General features: G+C 61.2%; 17 protein-coding genes. 12 read left to right on the forward strand and 5 right to left on the reverse strand.

Going from position 1 to position 19,253, the window contains the following annotated elements; all coding sequences use genetic code 11:
• Positions 1 to 372 precede the first annotated feature (372 nt).
• Both K5E37_RS27780 and K5E37_RS27785 read right to left on the reverse strand, forming a co-directional pair.
• The gene (locus tag K5E37_RS27780) at positions 373 to 1,866 is read right to left on the reverse strand and encodes a CoA-acylating methylmalonate-semialdehyde dehydrogenase (protein ID WP_011332326.1); all 1,494 of its coding nucleotides are present in this window, start codon (positions 1,864 to 1,866) and stop codon (positions 373 to 375) included.
• Positions 1,867 to 1,943: 77 nt separating this feature from the next.
• Positions 1,944 to 3,293 carry an aspartate aminotransferase family protein gene (locus K5E37_RS27785; RefSeq protein ID WP_221535683.1) on the reverse strand — a complete coding sequence of 450 codons (1,350 nt, stop codon included), beginning with the start codon at positions 3,291 to 3,293 and terminating at the stop codon, positions 1,944 to 1,946.
• A 139-nt stretch (positions 3,294 to 3,432) separates the two neighbouring features.
• Between K5E37_RS27785 and K5E37_RS27790 the strand changes: the two genes are divergently transcribed.
• The 6 genes from K5E37_RS27790 to K5E37_RS27815 all read left to right on the forward strand — a co-directional run bounded on the left by K5E37_RS27790 (position 3,433) and on the right by K5E37_RS27815 (position 9,822).
• The gene (locus K5E37_RS27790; RefSeq protein ID WP_007958517.1) at positions 3,433 to 4,353 is read left to right on the forward strand and encodes a LysR family transcriptional regulator; all 921 of its coding nucleotides are present in this window, start codon (positions 3,433 to 3,435) and stop codon (positions 4,351 to 4,353) included.
• A 95-nt stretch (positions 4,354 to 4,448) separates the two neighbouring features.
• Positions 4,449 to 5,099, forward strand: a complete 651-nt coding sequence (locus K5E37_RS27795; RefSeq protein ID WP_221535684.1) for a TetR/AcrR family transcriptional regulator — start codon at positions 4,449 to 4,451, stop codon at positions 5,097 to 5,099.
• An 8-nt stretch (positions 5,100 to 5,107) separates the two neighbouring features.
• Positions 5,108 to 5,689 carry a YigZ family protein gene (locus K5E37_RS27800; protein WP_221535685.1) on the forward strand — a complete coding sequence of 194 codons (582 nt, stop codon included), beginning with the start codon at positions 5,108 to 5,110 and terminating at the stop codon, positions 5,687 to 5,689.
• 537 nt (positions 5,690 to 6,226) lie between these two features.
• Positions 6,227 to 7,777, forward strand: a complete 1,551-nt coding sequence (locus K5E37_RS27805; protein ID WP_221535686.1) for an ABC transporter ATP-binding protein — start codon at positions 6,227 to 6,229, stop codon at positions 7,775 to 7,777.
• Positions 7,778 to 7,789: 12 nt separating this feature from the next.
• A complete protein-coding gene (locus K5E37_RS27810) occupies positions 7,790 to 8,896 on the forward strand; it encodes an ABC transporter permease (protein WP_221535687.1) in 1,107 nt (368 codons plus the stop codon).
• Positions 8,896 to 9,822: an ABC transporter permease gene (locus tag K5E37_RS27815; RefSeq protein ID WP_115076438.1), complete on the forward strand. Its 927-nt coding sequence runs from the start codon at positions 8,896 to 8,898 to the stop codon at positions 9,820 to 9,822. The genes K5E37_RS27810 and K5E37_RS27815 overlap by 1 nt, the downstream gene beginning before the upstream one ends.
• Here K5E37_RS27815 and K5E37_RS27820 read toward each other — a convergent pair.
• The gene (locus K5E37_RS27820; RefSeq protein WP_221535688.1) at positions 9,819 to 10,235 is read right to left on the reverse strand and encodes a hypothetical protein; all 417 of its coding nucleotides are present in this window, start codon (positions 10,233 to 10,235) and stop codon (positions 9,819 to 9,821) included. The genes K5E37_RS27815 and K5E37_RS27820 overlap by 4 nt on opposite strands.
• Before the next feature lie 83 nt (positions 10,236 to 10,318).
• Here K5E37_RS27820 and K5E37_RS27825 point away from each other — a divergent pair, with 83 nt between their 5' ends.
• From K5E37_RS27825 to K5E37_RS27835, 3 genes are all read left to right on the forward strand, one after another.
• Positions 10,319 to 10,669, forward strand: coding sequence for a MerR family transcriptional regulator (locus K5E37_RS27825; protein ID WP_064593282.1), 351 nt, complete (start codon positions 10,319 to 10,321; stop codon positions 10,667 to 10,669).
• 36 nt (positions 10,670 to 10,705) lie between these two features.
• Entirely contained in the window at positions 10,706 to 11,392 is a 687-nt protein-coding gene (locus tag K5E37_RS27830; RefSeq protein WP_221535696.1) for an SDR family oxidoreductase, read from the forward strand.
• Positions 11,393 to 11,575: 183 nt separating this feature from the next.
• A complete protein-coding gene (locus K5E37_RS27835; RefSeq protein ID WP_221535689.1) occupies positions 11,576 to 12,934 on the forward strand; it encodes an 8-oxoguanine deaminase in 1,359 nt (452 codons plus the stop codon).
• A gap of 153 nt (positions 12,935 to 13,087) precedes the next feature.
• Here the strand turns inward: K5E37_RS27835 and K5E37_RS27840 are convergent, their stop codons facing one another.
• Complete coding sequence (locus K5E37_RS27840) at positions 13,088 to 14,179, reverse strand: calcium:proton antiporter (protein ID WP_085609260.1); 1,092 nt, start codon at positions 14,177 to 14,179, stop codon at positions 13,088 to 13,090.
• Between the two features lie 287 nt (positions 14,180 to 14,466).
• Between K5E37_RS27840 and K5E37_RS27845 the strand changes: the two genes are divergently transcribed.
• From K5E37_RS27845 to K5E37_RS27855, 3 genes are all read left to right on the forward strand, one after another.
• Positions 14,467 to 15,540, forward strand: coding sequence for a BMP family ABC transporter substrate-binding protein (locus K5E37_RS27845; protein WP_085609261.1), 1,074 nt, complete (start codon positions 14,467 to 14,469; stop codon positions 15,538 to 15,540).
• 143 nt (positions 15,541 to 15,683) lie between these two features.
• Positions 15,684 to 16,649 carry a 2-oxoglutarate and iron-dependent oxygenase domain-containing protein gene (locus tag K5E37_RS27850; RefSeq protein WP_221535690.1) on the forward strand — a complete coding sequence of 322 codons (966 nt, stop codon included), beginning with the start codon at positions 15,684 to 15,686 and terminating at the stop codon, positions 16,647 to 16,649.
• A gap of 80 nt (positions 16,650 to 16,729) precedes the next feature.
• Positions 16,730 to 17,683 carry an adenosine deaminase gene (locus K5E37_RS27855; protein WP_007958502.1) on the forward strand — a complete coding sequence of 318 codons (954 nt, stop codon included), beginning with the start codon at positions 16,730 to 16,732 and terminating at the stop codon, positions 17,681 to 17,683.
• 121 nt (positions 17,684 to 17,804) lie between these two features.
• On the opposite strand, the gene K5E37_RS27860 is transcribed toward K5E37_RS27855, so the two are convergent.
• Positions 17,805 to 19,187 carry an MFS transporter gene (locus K5E37_RS27860; RefSeq protein WP_221535691.1) on the reverse strand — a complete coding sequence of 461 codons (1,383 nt, stop codon included), beginning with the start codon at positions 19,185 to 19,187 and terminating at the stop codon, positions 17,805 to 17,807.
• Positions 19,188 to 19,253 lie beyond the last annotated feature (66 nt).

A 19,253-nucleotide genomic window follows, 5' to 3' on the forward strand; every position in this document is an offset into this window, starting at 1 on the left:
ACAACTTCAACCACTTGCGCTTCCGATCTCTCGTTAGCGGGAGGCGAATTCTACAGCGTTACACGCTGCTGTCAACACCTCTTTTCTCCGCTTTCGACTGAGAAGATCGAACCGTTGAAAGCACCGAGCAAACCGGCATTTCCAACTCCTTCCAGGCTTCGATGAACTGAAGCGACCCGCTCTCGAAACCTACTTAACTCATTGAATCTCAAGTAGTTTTCCGTTTCGACTGCGCCGGAAGTGGGGCGAATTATAGAGACTCAGAATCCGCCGTCAACCCTTAATTTCATAAATCTGTCATATCGGTCAAAAAAGTCCCGAAACGCGAAGGCCGACCTAAATAGGTCGGCCTTCTTTGCACTGCCCTTCTACTTACAAGCTAGGGAAAGCGAATTGCGAAGCCTCATGGCTCGCACGCTGTGGCCAGCGCTGAGTGATCGCCTTGCGACGGGTATAGAAGCGCACACCATCCGGACCATAGGCATGCAGGTCGCCAAACAGCGAACGCTTCCAGCCACCGAAGCTGTGGTAAGCCACCGGCACCGGCAATGGAACGTTGACGCCGACCATGCCGACTTCGATCTCGTCGCAGAACAGACGCGCCGCTTCACCGTCACGAGTGAAGATGCAGGTACCGTTGCCGTATTCGTGATCGTTGATCAGTTGCATCGCCTCTTCCAGGCTGTTCACCCGGACGACGCACAGCACCGGCCCGAAGATCTCTTCTTTATAGATGCGCATCTCAGGCGTGACGTTGTCGAACAGGCAGCCACCCAGGAAGAAGCCTTCTTCATGACCGGCAACGCTCAGACCACGACCGTCGACCACCAGGGTCGCGCCCGCCGCCACGCCGTCTTCGACATAACCGCTGACCTTGTCGCGCGCCTGACCGGTAACCAGCGGCCCCATGTCCAGACCGCAAGAAGTGCCGGCACCGATTTTCAGCGCCTTGATCTGTGGAACCAGTTTGGCCACCAGTGCGTCCGCCACCTGATCGCCCACACACACGGCAACCGAGATCGCCATGCAGCGTTCGCCGCAAGAACCGTAAGCCGCGCCCATCAGTGCGCTGACCGCGTTGTCCAGATCCGCATCCGGCATCAGCACCGCGTGGTTCTTCGCGCCGCCCAGAGCCTGAACGCGTTTGCCGCGCTTGGTGCCTTCGGCATAGATGTATTCGGCAATCGGGGTCGAGCCCACGAAGCTCAACGCTTTGACTTCCGGCGCTTCGATCAGCGCGTCCACCGCAGTTTTGTCACCGTGCACTACGCTCAGCACGCCTTTCGGCAGGCCGGCTTCCAGCAGCAGTTGCGCGATCAGCAGGGTCGAGCTCGGATCACGCTCGGACGGCTTGAGGATGAAGCAGTTGCCGCAGACGATCGCCAGCGGATACATCCACAGCGGCACCATCGCCGGGAAGTTGAACGGCGTAATGCCGGCCACCACGCCCAGCGGCTGGAAGTCCGACCACGCATCAATGTTCGGGCCGACGTTGCGGCTGTACTCACCCTTGAGGATTTCCGGGGCTGCGCAGGCGAACTCGACGTTCTCGATACCGCGCTTCAGTTCACCGGCAGCGTCTTCCAGAGTCTTGCCGTGCTCTTCGCTGATCAATTGCGCGATGCGCGCTTCGTTCTGCTCCAGCAGTTGCTTGAAACGGAACATCACCTGAGCACGTTTGGCTGGTGGCGTGTTGCGCCAGGCCGGGAAAGCAGCCTTGGCGGCATCGATGGCGTGCTGGATAGTTTCGCGGCTGGCCAGCGGCAGCTTGTGGATAGCCTGACCGGTGGACGGGTTGAACACATCGACCGCGCGACCGTTCTCGGTCACCAGTTCGCCATTGATCAAATGCGGGATAACGCTCATCGGGAAACTCCTGAACTCTTGTGCGCAGACGCCCGCAAGGGGCGCCTGCTATTGGCGTATCTATATAGAAGGAAAAATCAGTCGAGCTTGTTCAGCACTTCGCCGACCGCGTCGAACAGACGATCAAGGTCCTGCGGCTTGCTGTTGAAGGTTGGGCCGAACTGCAGGGTGTCGCCGCCGAAGCGCACGTAGAACCCGGCTTTCCACAGCGCCATACCGGCTTCGAACGGACGCACGATGGCATCGCCATCACGGCCCGCGATCTGGATTGCACCGGCCAGGCCGTAGTTACGAATGTCGATGACGTTCTTCGCACCTTTCAGGCCATGCAGGGCATTTTCGAAATGTGGCGCGACTTCGGCCACGCTCTGCACGAGGTTTTCCTTTTGCAGCAGGTCGAGTGCCGCCAGGCCAGCGGCGCAAGCTACCGGGTGCGCCGAGTAGGTGTAGCCGTGCGGGAATTCCACGGCGTATTCCGGGGTCGGCTGGTTCATGAAGGTCTGGTAGATCTCGGAGCTGGCAATCACCGCGCCCATCGGGATCGCGCCGTTGGTGACTTGCTTGGCGATGCACATCAGGTCCGGGGTCACGCCGAAGGTGGTGGCGCCGAACATGGTGCCGGTCCGGCCGAAACCGGTGATCACTTCGTCGAACACCAGCAGGATGTTGTGCTGTTCGCAGATTTCACGCAGGCGCTTGAGGTAGCCCTGTGGCGGAACCAGCACGCCAGCGGAACCGGCCAGAGGCTCAACGAACACCGCAGCGATGTTCGAAGCATCGTGCAGCTCGATCAGCTTCAGCAGCTCATCGGCCAGTGCGATACCGCCCTGCTCCGGCATGCCACGGGAGAAAGCATTGCTCGCCAGCAGAGTGTGCGGCAGGTGATCGACGTCCATCATCGCCTGACCGAACAGCTTGCGGTTGCCGTTGACGCCACCGAGGCTGGTGCCGGCGATGTTCACACCGTGGTAACCACGGGCACGGCCGATCATCTTGGTCTTGGTCGACTGGCCTTTCAGGCGCCAGTAAGCGCGGACCATTTTCACCGCGGTATCGGCGCACTCGGAACCAGAGTCGGTGAAGAACACGTGATTCAGGTTGCCCGGTGTCAGGTCAGTGATTTTCTCAGCCAGTTGGAACGACAGCGGGTGGCCGTACTGGAAGCCCGGCGAGTAATCGAGGGTGCCCAACTGCTTGGCCACCGCTTCCTGGATTTCCTTGCGGGTATGCCCGGCGCCGCAGGTCCACAGACCGGACAGCGAGTCGTACACCTTGCGGCCCTTGTCGTCGATCAACCAGCTACCCTCGGCGCCGACGATCAGACGCGGGTCGCGCTGGAAGTTGCGGTTGGCGGTGTACGGCATCCAGTGCGCGTCCAGCTTCAGTTGGCTGGCCAGTGGCGACGACGCGTTTTCAGGCATGTTCATCGGGCAAAACCTCACAGGGCAATAAGCTTCAGAGAGATAGAAAGCGTTGTTGCAGCTAAATTGCCACGCGGATAAAGTCGGTGAAATTCAACTCTTCTAACCTTCAGTTAGAACTCTGCTAAACAATGAGAACAACAGCATGAGCAGCCGTCGCCCCGATCCACTGGCCCAGGTCAGTGACTTTGATATTCGCCTGCTGCGGATTTTTCGCAGCGTGGTGGAGTGCGGCGGCTTCTCGGCGGCGGAAACCGTGCTCGGCATCGGTCGCTCGGCGATCAGCCAACAGATGAGCGATCTGGAGCAACGCCTGGGCCTGCGTCTGTGCCAGCGCGGGCGCGCCGGTTTCTCCCTGACCGAAGAAGGTCGCGAGGTTTATCAATCGGCGTTGCAGCTACTAAGTGCGCTGGAAAGTTTCCGCACCGAGGTCAACGGCCTGCACCAGCACTTGCGCGGCGAGTTGATCATCGGCCTGACCGACAACCTCGTCACCCTGCCCCATATGCGCATCACCCACGCGCTCGCGCAGTTGAAGGAGCGCGGGCCGGACGTGCAGATCCAGATCCGCATGATCGCCCCCAACGAAGTCGAACAAGGCGTGCTCGACGGCCGCCTGCATGTCGGCGTGGTGCCGCAGGCCAGTGCGTTGTCGGGACTGGAATATCAGCCGCTGTACAGCGAACGTTCGTTGCTTTATTGCGCGGTGGGTCATCCGCTGTTTTACGTCGACGATAAACAGCTGGATGACGAGCGCCTCAACAGTCAGGACGCCATCGCCCCGACCTTCCGTTTGCCGGCGGAGATCCAGGCGCACTATCAAGCCCTCAATTGCACCGCCAGCGCTTCCGACCGTGAAGGCATGGCGTTCCTGATTCTGACCGGACGTTACATCGGCTATTTGCCCGATCACTACGCCAGTCTCTGGGTACAACAAGGTCGCTTGCGCGCACTCAAGGCCAGCACCCGTTTCTATGATTTGAGCCTGGCCTCGGTCACCCGCAAGGGTCGCCGCCCTCATCTGGTACTGGAAAGCTTTCTCGAAAGCCTCGCCGCCACCCGCTGACGACCGGGGTTTTATTCGCCCGGGGCTTGTCCCGCGCCGGTGGTTGCGCTATCAACGCAACTGGTTGCACCCCACAGACAAACCCGGAAGTGCCTATGACCTTTGAAGTCCCCGCTCACGGCGGCAAACCTGCCAGCCGCATTCGTCAGAAGAACGAAGAGACCATCATCAAAGCCGCCGAAGACGAGTTCGCCCGTCACGGGTACAAAGGCACGAGCATGAACACCATCGCCACCAAGGCCGGACTGCCCAAGGCGAATCTGCATTACTACTTCACCAACAAACTGGGACTGTACGTGGCGGTGCTGAGCAACATCCTTCAATTGTGGGACAGCACCTTCAACTCCCTCACGGCCGAGGACGATCCGGCCGAAGCGCTGACCCGCTACATCCGCGCGAAAATGGAATTTTCCCGTCGCCAGCCGCAAGCGTCGCGAATCTTCGCGATGGAAGTGATCAGCGGCGGCGAATGCCTGACCGAATATTTCAACCAGGATTACCGCGCCTGGTTCCAGGGCCGCGCCGGCGTGTTCCAGGCCTGGATCGACGCGGGCAAGATGGACCCGGTCGACCCGGTGCACTTGATCTTCCTGTTGTGGGGCAGCACCCAGCATTACGCCGACTTCGCCACCCAGATCTGCCGGGTGACCGGTCGCAGCAAGTTGACCAAACAGGACATGGAAGACGCCGGCAACAATCTGATCCGCATCATTCTCAAAGGCTGCGGCCTCACTTCTTCTATATAAGTCGTTTTATGCCATTCACCCTCAGCGGCTTTTGCGAATTCCGCGAAGAGATTCGCAAAAGCCGTTTCATCACCTTCGCCGCGCCGATCGGCAGCCCTGCCGAGGCGCAAGCCTTCATCGAGCAGCACAGCGACTTGAACGCTTCGCACAATTGCTGGGCGTGGAAGCTCGGCGACCAGTACCGCAGCAACGACGACGGCGAACCCGGTGGCACTGCCGGGCGGCCGATTCTCGCGGCCATCGAGGCGCAGGACTGCGATCAGGTCGCGGTGCTGGTGATCCGTTGGTACGGCGGCATTCAACTGGGCACCGGCGGTCTGGCCCGGGCCTATGGCGGCGGCGCCAACAAATGTCTGCAAGCCGCGCCGAAGATCGAGTTGATCAGTCGCGTGCCCGTGCGTTGCGCCTGCGCTTTCAGTGAACTGGCGCTGGTGAAGCTGCGGGTCGCGGATCTGGGCGGATTGGTGGTGGAGGAAAACTTCACCGCCAATGGTGTCGAGCTGCAACTGGCCGTGGGCGAAGCGCACATCGAGCAGTTGCAGAATCAGCTGGCCGACCTGAGCCGTGGGCGAATCCTGCTGCAACGTTGAAGCCCCGCCATGTTTTGGGGCACCAGCCCGTTTGCTTATGCCCGAGACTTGCCCACATCCGCTGTGCACCCGGCTGTGGATAACCTGAGCACAGGATGCTGTAACCCTTCTGTCACGTGGCTTTGCGGGATTTGTTCACTTTTCGTCCAATCGCCCACCACAACAAATAATTTCACGTAAAAACAATCGCTTAGCGTCGTTTATCGCCTTTAGAAGAAAGCCCACCAGTGCTTATGCCCGGGATTTTGTCTTGCGCACAAATACTGTGGAGCAACCTGTGGATAAGCCGTTCATGGCTGGCGCAGTCGCAGGTTCTGCATGGCTTCGACGAGGTTGCTCGTTTTTTGATCAGCCAAGCGCGGGCAAAACTGGAGCCTGATCAAGGGCTTTGCCCTCAAGTGGTGCCGCGCAAGACGTCGAATTCATTTCAAAGGCTCTACGCCACAGGCTGGCAAACAGCGGCTGCCTGCGTTCCTGACTCAATGGCCAGGAAATTGCTTTATCCACAGGCACAACTCCAAGCGACCCGAGCCTGTCATGCCAAACCCCACGTCCACACCGCGCCTGCAACTGCGCCACATCAGCAAACGTTATCCCGGTTGCCTCGCCAATGACGCCATCGACCTGAGCATCGCCCCCGGTGAAATCCACGCGCTGCTCGGTGAAAACGGCGCGGGTAAAAGCACGTTGATGAAGATCATCTACGGCGTCACCCAGGCCGATTCGGGCGAGATGCTGTGGCAGGGTCAACCGGTGAACATGCGCAACCCGGCCCAGGCGCGGGAGTTGGGCATCGGCATGGTGTTCCAGCATTTCTCGCTGTTCGAGACCCTGAGCGTGGCGCAAAACATCGCACTGGCGATGGGCGCAGGAGCCGGTTCGCCGAAACAGCTTGAGGGGAAAATCCGTGAAGTGTCGCGCCGATATGGCATGGCGCTGGAACCCCAGCGACTTGTCCACAGCCTGTCGATCGGCGAGCGGCAACGGGTCGAGATCGTTCGTTGCCTGATGCAGGACATTCGCCTGCTGATTCTCGATGAGCCAACCTCGGTGCTCACGCCGCAGGAAGCCGACGAGCTGTTCATCACCCTCCGCCGGCTCGCGGCTGAGGGCTGCAGCATTCTGTTCATCAGCCACAAACTCGGCGAGGTGCGCGCCTTGTGTCACAGCGCCACAGTTCTGCGCGGCGGTCGGGTGGCCGGCCATTGCGTGCCGGCCGACTGTACTGATCGGCAACTGGCGCAATTGATGGTCGGAGAAGCCGTGACATTGATCGGCGAGTTCACGAAGGTCACCGGTGGCGCGGCGTTTTTGCAGGTCAGCGGTCTGAACTGGCACAACCCGGATCCGTTCGGCTGCTCCCTGAGCGACATCGACCTGCAGGTGCGCAGCGGTGAAATCGTCGGCATCGCCGGCGTGGCAGGCAACGGACAGGACGAGTTACTGGCCTTGCTCAGCGGCGAACAGACACTGCCCCGCGATGCAGCGGCAACCATCCGTTTCCGAGAACACGCCGTCGCCGATCAGCGACCGGATGCGCGACGCAAACTCGGCCTGGCGTTCGTCCCCGCCGAACGCCTCGGGCATGGCGCGGTGCCGGACATGAGTCTGGCGGACAACGCCCTGCTCACCGCTTTTCAACAAGGCCTGGTCAGCCACGGCTTGATCGAGCGCGGCAAGGTCGAAACCCTCGCCCGAACGATCATCCAGCGCTTCGGCGTGAAAACCCCGGACACCCACACCGCCGCCCGCAGCCTGTCCGGTGGCAACCTGCAGAAATTCATCCTCGGCCGGGAAATCCTCCAGCAACCGAAACTGCTGATCGCCGCGCACCCGACCTGGGGCGTGGATGTCGGCGCGGCGGCCACCATCCACCGGGCGCTGATTGCCCTGCGCGATGCCGGGGCGGCGATTCTGGTGATCTCCGAAGACCTCGACGAACTGTTCCAGATCAGCGACCGCCTCGGCGCGCTGTGCAGCGGGCGCCTGTCGGCGTTGCAGGACACGGCGCAAACCCGCCTCAGCGACGTCGGCGGCTGGATGGCCGGCCAGTTCGACACCCCTCAATCACAACCGGCCACGGTTTAACGGAGTTTTCCCATGTTGCTTTCCCTCGAACCCCGTGGCCGGCAATCGCGCCTGATGCTGTGGTGCTCGCCGGTGCTGGCGGCGTCGCTGACGCTGGTCTGCGGATCTTTGCTGTTCGTCGCCCTTGGCCACGATCCGCTGAAGACTTTGCACACCTTGCTGATCGCCCCGGTCAGCGATCTGTATGGAGTCTCCGAACTTCTGGTCAAAACCCTGCCGATCCTGTTGTGTGCGTTGGGCCTCGCAGTGGCCTATCAGGCGCGGATCTGGAACATCGGCGCCGAAGGCCAGTTACTGCTCGGCGCCCTTGCCGGCAGTGCGCTGGCGGTAAATATCATCGATATGCAAAGCCGCTGGGCGCTGGTGCTGATCCTGCTCACCGGCACCCTCGCCGGCGCCGCGTGGGCCGGGCTCACCGCCTGGTTGCGCACACGCTTCAACGCCAACGAAATCCTCACCAGCATCATGCTCAATTACATCGCGCTGAACCTGCTGCTGTTCTGCGTGCACGGGCCGCTGAAAGATCCGGCCGGATTCAATTTCCCCGAGTCGGCGATGTTCAGCGATGCCAGCCGCCTGCCGCTGTTGATGGAGGACGGTCGGGCGCACATCGGCGTGTATTTCGCCTTGCTCGCGCTGGTCGCGGTGTGGGTGTTGCTGCAGAAAAGCTTCGTCGGTTTCCAGATCAAAGTGTTGGGGCTGGACAAACGTGCGGCAGGATTCGTCGGGTTTCGCGAGAAGCGTCTGATCTGGCTCGCCCTGTTGATCAGCGGTGGATTGGCCGGGCTCGCCGGTGTCTGCGAAGTCACCGGGCCGATCGGCCAACTGGTGCCGCAAGTCTCGCCGGGCTACGGCTATGCGGCGATCACCGTGGCATTTCTCGGGCGGCTCAATCCCATCGGCATTCTGTTTTCCAGCCTGTTGATGGCGCTGCTGTACATCGGTGGCGAGAGCGCGCAGATGACGCTGAATCTGCCGCAGGCGATCACCCAGTTGTTCCAGGGAATGATGCTGTTTTTCCTGCTGGCCTGTGACGTGCTGATCCTCTATCGGCCACGCCTGAACCTGCGCTGGGTGCGGCGCACTTCTACCACTGCCGTAACCGCCGGAGCGCTGTGATGGATATCGATCTGCTGAGCAATATTTTCTACGCCATGGTGCGCTGCGGTACGCCACTACTCTTGGTGGCGCTGGGTGAATTGATCTGCGAGAAGAGCGGCGTACTCAACCTCGGCCAGGAAGGGATGATGCTGTTCGGTGCGGTGATCGGTTTCATCGTCGCGTTCAACAGCGGCAACCTGTGGCTCGGCGTGGTGTTGGCGATGCTCGCCGGGATGCTGTTGTCGTCGCTGTTTGCCCTGGTGGCGCTGGTGTTCAACGCCAATCAGGTGGCGACCGGGCTGGCGCTGACGATTTTTGGCGTCGGCCTGTCGACCTTCGTCGGCGCGGCGTGGGTCGGCAAACCGCTGGCGGGTTTCGAGCCGATGGCGATTCCATACCTGAGCGAAATCCCGCTGATCGGCCGCATGCTGTTTGCCCAGGATCTGCTGGTGTACCTGTCGTTCGCGCTGTTTGCGCTGGTGGCGTGGGTGATCGTGAAAAGCCGTGTCGGGCTGATCATTCAAGCGGTCGGCGAGAACCCGGATGCGGCCAGTGCCATGGGCTTGCCGGTGCTGACCGTGCGCACATTGGCGGTGTTGTTTGGCGGCGCGATGGCCGGACTGGCCGGGGCTTATCTGTCGCTGGCTTACACGCCGATGTGGGCCGAGAACATGACCGCCGGACGCGGTTGGATTGCCTTGGCGCTGGTGGTGTTCGCCAGTTGGCGGGTGTGGCGGTTGCTGCTCGGTGCGTATCTGTTCGGACTCGCCAGCATCCTGCACCTGGTGGCGCAGGGGTTGGGGCTGGCGATTCCTTCGAGTTTGCTGGCGATGCTGCCGTACGTCGCGACCATTCTGGTGCTGGTGTTGTTGTCGCGGGATGCGGTGCGCACGCGGTTGTATGCGCCGGTGTCACTGGGACAACCGTGGCAGGCCGGACACTAAGCCGTGACGGCTCGCGACAGCGGCCGAACCGGCAACACCTGAGCAATGCCCCACGCCACTTCGAGAACCAGGAACCCCAGCACCAACGAGCTGGCGCCGTGGGCCAGGGCATACGTCATCCACGCGGCGAACAGAAACCGCGTCACCGCGTCATAGCGCCCATAAACCGGCTGCGGATCACGAATCCGCAGCACCGCCCACATGCACACCACCGAACCGAACAAATTGGCTATCAGCAGATGCGCAGGTTCGAACGGCGGCAGCTCGCCGGGCAGTTCCAGCGCCTGGCTCAGCGCCGTCAGCAACCCATGCAACACAGCAAAACTCCACGGCGTGACAAACGCCGCCGTCACGATCAAGTCATACCAGGCACTGCCGCGCACCAACTGCCGATACTGCGTTGAAGTCCACATCATCCTTGCTCCAAAATTTCAGGGAGCAACCACGGTAAAGCCTGGAGTATGCTCCAGGGTCAAACACTTTCGAGACCTGCAAGATGCGCATCGGTGAGTTGGCCCAGGCCTGCGATGTCAGCCGTGACACGCTGCGTTTTTACGAGGAGCGCGGATTGATCGCGGCGCAACGCAGCGCCAACGGTTATCGCGACTATCCGCCGGAGATGGTGCAATTGGTGCTCTACATCAAGACTGCGCAGCGTCTGGGCTTTACTCTCGGCGAGATCGGCAGCAGCGTTGGCGCGCTGTGGCAATCGCCAAATCCCGACACCACCGTCACGCAACTGCTGCAAGACAAACTCAAGCTGGTCGAAACCCGCATGGCCGAGCTCGGTGAGTTGCGCCAGGAGTTGCAGCATCGGCTCGGTCAACGCTGTCCATTGAACCCGTGATCTTTCAACTTTCAAGGAAAGCCAATCATGTCCGCACTGAATCCTGCCAAGCACGCACTGATCATCGGCGCCTCCCGGGGCCTGGGCCTGGGCCTGGTGAAAACCCTGCTGGCCGACGGCTGGCGAGTCACCGCCACGGTTCGCAATCCTGCGAACTCCGAGGCGCTGAAAGCACTGGGCAACGTACAGATCGAAAAACTCGACATGGACGACCAGCAAGCCGTGATCGCCCTGAGTCAGCAGCTCAAGGGCGAGACCTTTGACCTGCTGTTCGTCAACGCCGGAGTCAAAGGCCCTGACGTGCAAACCCCGGGCGGCGCGACGCTGGCGGAAGTCGGCCAACTGTTCTTCACCAACGCCGTGGCGCCGATCAATCTGGCCCAGCGCTTCGTCGGGCAGATCCGCGACGGCAGCGGCGTGCTGGCGTTCATGAGTTCGGTGCTCGGCAGCGTGACCATGCCCGACGCGCCGGAGCTGGCGCTGTACAAGGCCAGCAAGGCGGCGCTGAACTCGATGACCAACAGCTTCGTCACTCAGTTGGGCGATCAGAAACTCACGGTGCTGTCGTTGCATCCGGGCTGGGTGAAAACCGATATGGGCGGCGAAGGTGCCGACATCGACGTGGAGACCAGCACCCGTGGCCTGGTGGATCAGGTGGACGCGTTTGCCGGCAAGGGCGGCCATCACTTCGTGAACTACAAGGGTGAAACCATTCCCTGGTAATCACTGAACCCTGTGGGCGCTCGCTCCCACAGGGTTATCCCGGTGTCTGGTCGGGTTGGGCTTGCCCGTCGCAACATTTTGTTCGAAACTCCGCACCTCGTCCTTCGCGGCGACCCTGGATCAGCAGACAGGGCAACACTGAGCTGGCAACCCTGAACCCAACTTTCAGAGGAGCCGGCCACAATGCCTGCGACCCGTATCTGGTTAAAAAATCCCCTCGCCATTTTCACGGCCAACGGTCTCGATGCCCGTGGCGGTCTGGTGCTGCAAGACGGTGTGATCACCGAAGTGCTTGGCGCCGGCCAGCAACCATCCACACCGTGCAATGAAGTGTTCGACGCCCGTGAACACGTGATCCTGCCGGGCCTGATCAACACCCATCACCATTTCTATCAGACCCTGACCCGCGCTTGGGCGCCGGTGGTCAATCAGCCGTTGTTCCCGTGGCTGAAAACCCTCTACCCGGTGTGGGCGCGTCTGACGCCTGAAAAACTCGCCCTCGCCACCAAAGTCGCGCTGGCCGAGTTGCTGCTGTCCGGCTGCACCACCGCTGCCGACCACCATTACCTGTTCCCGGATGGCCTGGAAAACGCCATCGACGTGCAAGTCGAAACCGTGCGCGAACTGGGCATGCGCGCCATGCTCACCCGTGGTTCGATGAGCCTCGGCGAGAAGGACGGCGGCCTGCCTCCGCAGCAGACCGTGCAAGAAGGTCAGGTGATCCTCGACGACAGCCAGCGGCTGATTCACGAGTACCACGAACGTGGCGACGGCGCGCAAATCCAGATCGCTCTGGCACCGTGCTCGCCGTTCTCGGTGACCCCGGAAATCATGTCCGCCAGCGCCGAACTGGCGAACAAACTCGATGTGCGTCTGCACACTCACCTTGCTGAAACCCTCGACGAGGAAGATTTCTGCCTGCAACGCTTCGGCCTGCGCACCGTGGATTATCTGGACAGCGTCGGCTGGCTCGGCCCGCGCACCTGGCTGGCCCACGGCATCCATTTCAACCCCGACGAAATCGCCCGCCTCGGCGCGGCGGGCACCGGCATCTGCCATTGCCCGAGCTCGAACATGCGCCTGGCGTCCGGCATCTGCCCGAGTATCGATCTGACCGATGCCGGCGCGTTGTTCGGCATCGGTGTGGATGGTTCGGCGTCCAACGATGCGTCGAACATGATCCTCGAAGCACGTCAGGCCCTGTACATCCAGCGCCTGCGTTATGGCGCCGAAAAGATCACCCCGGAACGCGTGCTGGGCTGGGCAACCAAGGGTTCGGCGAGCCTGTTGGGCCGCACCGATATCGGTGAACTGACAGTCGGCAAGCAGGCGGATCTGGCGTTGTTCAAGCTCGATGAGTTGCGCTTCTCCGGCAGCCATGACCCGATCTCGGCGTTGCTGTTGTGCGGCGCGGACCGTGCGGATCGGGTGATGGTCGGCGGCAAGTGGCGTGTGGTTGACGGGCAGGTTGAAGGCCTGGATCTCAAAGGCCTGATTGCCGATCACAGCCAGGCGGCTCGACAGTTGATCGCGGGCACCTGATCTCCCCCGCTCTGATCGTTCCCACGCTCCGCGTGGGAATGCATACCGGGACGCTCTGCGTCCCAGCGTAGGACGCGGAGCGTCCTTTGCGGCATTCCCACGCAGACGGTTCGACGCCTCGACGTGGGAACGATCTGTCGGTGCTGTTCGCTCTCAGAGGCCCAGCAGCGACAACATGATGAACGTCGCAAACAGCACAAAGTGGGTCATGCCCTCGATGGCATTGGTCTCCCCGTCATTGAGGTTGATCGCGCTGACGATCAGCGTGATGAAGATCATCACCGTCTGCACCGGCGTCATCGCCATCTGAAACGGTTGCCCCGTATAGAGCGCCATCGCTTCCATCACCGGCACCGTCAAAATCACCGTCGACAACGAAGCGCCCATTGCAATGTTGACCACCGACTGCATACGGTTGGCCAACGCCGCGCGCAACGCGGTCAGAATCTCCGGCGCTGCCGAGATCGCTGCCACCAGAATCGCCGTGATCACCGGCGGTGCGCCCGTCCCTTCCAGGCCCAGATCGAGGGTCTTGGACATCACCTCGGCCAGTGCGCCGATCACCACCACGCCGAACACCAGAATGCCGATCGACAGCGCCAGGCTGACCGGTTTCGGCTCTTCTTCCACAGGCTCTTTCTTGCGGCGTTTGTCCGGGTAGCTGTAGCTGAAAAAGTAGCTGTGCGGGCCGACCTGCATGCGCAGGAACAACGCATAAAGCACCACCATCGCGCCGATGGTGAACGCCGAATAGATTTTCCAGTTGGCCTCGGGAATGAACTCCGGCACCACCATCGACACGCCCATGGCGGTGAGGATCATCACGCTGTAACTGCGGGCCGAGTCGTCGTTGTAGGACTGCTCACCATGCTTGATCCCGCCCATCAATGCGGCGAGGCCGAGGATGCCGTTGATGTCGAGCATCACCGCCGAATAGATCGTGTCGCGCACCAGCGTCGGCGAGGCTTCGTTGCTCATCATGATCGCCAGGATCACCACTTCCACCAGCACGGCGGCGAGGGTCAGGATCATCGTGCCGTACGGGTCGCCGACTTTTTCCGCAAGCAATTCGGCCTGATGGGCGACGCGCATCGAGGCGGCGACGATGAACGCGATCAGCACCAGGCCGGCCGTCAGCGCGACGATCTGGCCGCTGTGCAGCAGCCAGTGCTCCAGCGGATACGCGACAAAAGCCGCGATCAGGGCCAGCAGCAGAAAGCTTTCTTGCTTGAGGATCGTGAGCATGGCGGGCCTTTTGGCGCAGGGGTTCGAATGAGCTACTGACTGCGGGGCGGCGCTAATGGTTCGTTACACCTTAGCGCACCAGTGGATGGCGTCCTTGTACGGGCATGCACTTTTTTCGGCCCGGCCGGCCTTATCGCGAGCAGGCTCGCTCCCACAGGGATCGCGGTGCTTTTGTGGGAGCGAGCTTGCTCGCGAAGGTCTCGCCGCGATTTCGACTCGATTTGTTGTCCGCTTGGTCAGTCTTTTGCATTGCCCTCCCCACACACAACAAAAGGGAGTTCGCGTTCATGCAAAAACGTCCACTGCAAACACTGCTGTGCATCGCCATGGGCCTTGGCCTCAGCCTGAGCGCCAGTGCCGCCGACCCACTGAAAGTCGGCTTCGTCTACATCGGCCCCATCGGCGACCACGGCTGGACGTATCAGCATGAACAGGGGCGCAAGGCGCTGGCGGAAAAACTCGGCACGCAGATCACCACCAACTACGTGGAGAACGTCGCCGAGGGCGCCGATGCCGAGCGGGTGATCCGCAACATGGCCAAGGACAAGTACGACCTGATCTTCACCACCTCTTTCGGCTACATGAACCCAACGGTGAAAGTCGCCAAACAGTTTCCCAAGGTGACCTTCGAACACGCCACCGGCTACAAGCAGGACAAGAACCTCGGCACCTACCTCGCGCGCACCTACGAGGGTCGTTACGTCGGCGGTTTCCTCGCGGCGAAGATGACCAAGACCAAAAAGATCGGTTACGTCGCCTCGTTCCCGATCCCGGAAGTGATCCGCGACATCAACGCGATCCAGCTGGCCCTGAACAAGTACAACCCCGGCACCGAGATCAAAGTGGTGTGGGTCAACTCGTGGTTCGATCCGGGCAAGGAAGCCGACGCGGCCAACGCGCTGATCGATCAGGGCGTGGACGTGGTGTTCCAGCACACCGACAGCCCAGCGCCGATTCAGGCCGCCGAACGACGTGGTGTGTATGCCGTGGGCTACGCTTCGGACATGGCGCACTTCGGGCCGAAAGCGGTGCTGACTTCAATCGTCAACGACTGGGCGCCGCACTACATTCAGGCGACCCAGAGCGTGATCGACCACACCTGGAAAGCCCAGGACTACTGGGGCGGGTTGAAGGAAGGCACGGTCGAACTGCCGATCAGCGATCTGGTGCCGGCACCGGTGAAGGCCGAAGCCGAGCAGATCATCGCCGACATCAAGAGCGGCACCTTGCAACCGTTCACCGGGCCGATCAAGGATCAGGCCGGCGTCGAGAAAATCCCGGCGGGGGTCAGCGCGACCAATGCGGAACTGGCGTCGATGAATTACTACGTCGAAGGCATGAAGGCCGAGATGCCGAAGTAATCCCGGCCCCACCACCATTCCCTTGTGGGAGCGGGCTTGCTCGCGAAAGCGTTTTATCAGGCAACTCATGTATCAACTGATACGACGCCTTCGCGAGCAAGCCCGCTCCCACAGTTGGATCTCTGCGTATTCAAGGATTGTGCATGAACAGCCTTCCGATCATCGACATCTCGCCGCTCTACTCCGACGACCAGAACGCCTGGCCCGCCGTCGCCGAACAGATCGACCACGCCTGCCGCGAATGGGGCTTTTTCTACATCAAGGGCCACCCGATTTCTGCGCAGCGTATCGAATCCCTGCTCGATCACGCACAGCGCTTCTTTGCGCAACCGGCAGAAGAAAAACTCAAGATCGACATCACCCAGACTGTCCATCACCGCGGCTACGGCGCCATCGCCACCGAACAGCTCGACCCGGACAAACCCAGCGACCTCAAGGAAACCTTCGACATGGGCCTGCACCTGCCGGCCGATCATCCCGAGGTGCTGGCAGCAAAACCCTTGCGTGGCCCCAACCGTCATCCGGCGATTCCCGGCTGGGAAGCGCTGATGGAGCAGCACTACCTCGACATGCAGGCACTCGCGCAAACCCTGTTGCGGGCCATGACGTTAGCGCTGGGCATCGAGCGCGACTTCTTCGACACGCGCTTCAACGAGCCGGTCAGCGTGCTGCGAATGATCCATTACCCGCCGCGCCACACCGCCAGTTCCGCCGAGCAGCAAGGTGCCGGCGCGCACACCGATTACGGCTGCATCACGCTGTTGTATCAGGACACCGCCGGCGGCTTGCAGGTGAAAAACGTCAAAGGCCAGTGGATCGACGCACCGCCCATCGACGGCACCTTCGTGGTCAACCTCGGCGACATGATGGCGCGCTGGAGCAATGACCGATATCGCTCGACCCCACATCGGGTCATCAGCCCGCTCGGCGTGGATCGCTACTCGATGCCGTTCTTCGCCGAGCCGCACCCGGACACCCGTATCGAGTGCCTGCCCGGTTGCCAGGACGCACACCATCCGGCGAAATATCCGACCACCACCTGCGCCGAATTCCTGCTGTCGCGCTTCGCCGATACCTACGCCTATCGACGGGAGCAAGAAGCGGTGTGATGGATCGGTTGGTCAGGTTTTGCCAATTGTTTCGGCGGGCATCTGTAGAATGCCGTCATTGCACCTGATGAGAAAAGAATATGTACGACTGGCTCAACGCCCTGCCCAAGGCCGAACTGCACCTGCACCTCGAAGGCTCGCTGGAGCCCGAGCTGCTGTTCGCCCTGGCCGAACGCAACAAGATCGCCCTGCCGTGGAGCGACGTCGAAACCCTGCGCAAGGCCTACGCCTTCAACAATCTGCAGGAGTTCCTCGACCTGTACTACCAGGGCGCCGACGTGCTGCGCACCTCCCAGGATTTCTACGACCTGACCTGGGCCTACCTGCTGCGCTGCAAAGAACAGAACGTGATTCACACCGAACCGTTCTTCGATCCGCAGACCCATACCGACCGTGGCATCCCGTTCGAAGTGGTGCTCAACGGCATCGCCGCCGCGCTGAAAGATGGCGAGCAGCAACTGGGCATCACCAGCGGTTTGATCCTGAGTTTCCTGCGCCACCTGAGCGAAGACGAAGCGCAGAAAACCCTCGACCAGGCGCTGCCGTTCCGTGATGCATTCGTCGCCGTAGGTCTGGACAGTTCCGAAATGGGTCACCCGCCGAGCAAGTTCCAGCGCGTGTTTGATCGTGCCCGTCACGAAGGTTTCCTGACCGTCGCCCATGCCGGCGAAGAAGGCCCGCCGGAGTACATCTGGGAAGCCATCGACCTGCTGAAAATCCAGCGTATCGACCATGGCGTGCGCGCCATCGAAGACGAGCGCCTGATGCAGCGGATCATCGATGAGCAGATCCCGCTGACGGTATGCCCGCTGTCGAACACCAAACTCTGCGTGTTCGATCACATGTCGCAGCACAACATCCTCGACATGCTTGAGCGCGGCGTGAAGGTCACGGTGAACTCCGATGACCCGGCGTACTTCGGTGGTTACGTGACCGAGAACTTCCATGCGCTGCACACCCACCTGGGCATGACCCAGGATCAGGCCAAGCGCCTGGCGCAGAACAGCCTGGATGCGCGGTTGGTGAAACCATAAGCAACAGCGCATAACCAATGTGGGAGCGAGCTTGCTCGCGAATAGGGTCTGTCATTCAACGAAGATGTTGTTTGATACACCACTTTCGCGAGCAAGCTCGCTCCCACAGTTGGTTCAGGGTTCAGCCAATAACTTCTGCTTCGGTCAATTCCTCCAAGGTTTTACCCCGCGTCTCCATCCCGAACAGCCACACCACCCCCGCCGCAATCGCAAAACACAACGCCCCCAGCGCAAACACCCCGCCCTGCCCGGTAATCGGGAACACCAGTCCGGTGACCAACGGCCCGAGCAGCGAACCTACGCGTCCAATGGCCGAGGCGAATCCCGAGCCCGTCGCCCGCGCCGAGGTCGGATACAGTTCCGGCGTGTAGGTGTAGAGCACCGCCCACATGCCGAACAGGAAAAACTGCATCAGCAGCCCCGTGCCGATCAGCAGCGCCACGTTGCCGCCAAACACCGCGCTTTGTCCGTACAGAAACGCCATCACCCCGCCGCCGAGCAACGTGACGATGCACACCGGCTTGCGTCCCCAACGCTCCACCAGCCAGGCCGCCATCAGGAAGCCGGGAATCCCGCCGAGGGAAATCAGCACCGTGTAATACACCGACTGAGTCACGGCAAAACCCGATTGTTGCAACAACGCGCTGAGCCACGAGGTCAGGCCGTAAAAACCGAGCAACGCGAAGAACCACAGGCTCCAGATCATCGTCGTGCGCTGGCGATACAGCGGCGACCAGATCTGTTTGAGTGCCGAAAGGAAATGGCCCGGAGGTGTCACGCTGCGTGGCAAACGAACCGGCTCCGGCAATGCAGCACCACCGAGCGAGGCTTGTACCCGCGCCTCGATCCCGCGTAAAACCTTGTCCGCCTCGTCATGCTTGCCCGCCTGTTCCAGCCAGCGCGGCGACTCAGGAATGAAAAAGCGGATCGCCAGTACGAACACCGCCGGCACCGCCAGCACCAGAAAGATGTCGCGCCAGCCGATCAATGGCAGCAGGAAATACGACAATACCCCGGCAGCCACGAAACCCAGCGGCCAGAAACCGTCCATCAAGGCGATGTAACGACCCCGACGCTGTGCAGGAATCAACTCCGACAACATCGACTGGGCAATCGGAAACTCCATGCCCATGCCGATTCCCAGCAGGATGCGAAACAGCGTCAGGCTCTCGACCGTCTGCGCCGTGGAGCACAGGTAACTGGCCAGCCCCCACAGGACGATGCTCCACTGGAACACCGGTTTGCGACCGAACCGATCCGCCAGCAATCCGGACAGCGACGCCCCCAGCACCATGCCGAAAAAACTCGAACTGGCCAGCAGGCCGGCCTGCGCACTGCTCAGGCCGAACTCGGCTTTGATCGAGCCGAGCAGGAAGGTCATCATCGCCAGATCCATGGAGTCGAAGAAAAACGCCAGGGCGATGATGATGAAGATGATCCGGTGATAACCGCTGACTGGCAGGCGCTCCAGTCGATCTGCCGCGCTGAAATTTCCCGTGTCCATGCCACCTCCTCAATCCGAAAAGTCCCCGGATCGAGTGTGCGCGATAGCGGTTGCGCGCCTGTGCCA

This window comes from Pseudomonas sp. RIT778, from assembly GCF_019718735.1.
GTDB lineage: Bacteria > Pseudomonadota > Gammaproteobacteria > Pseudomonadales > Pseudomonadaceae > Aquipseudomonas > Aquipseudomonas aphyarum.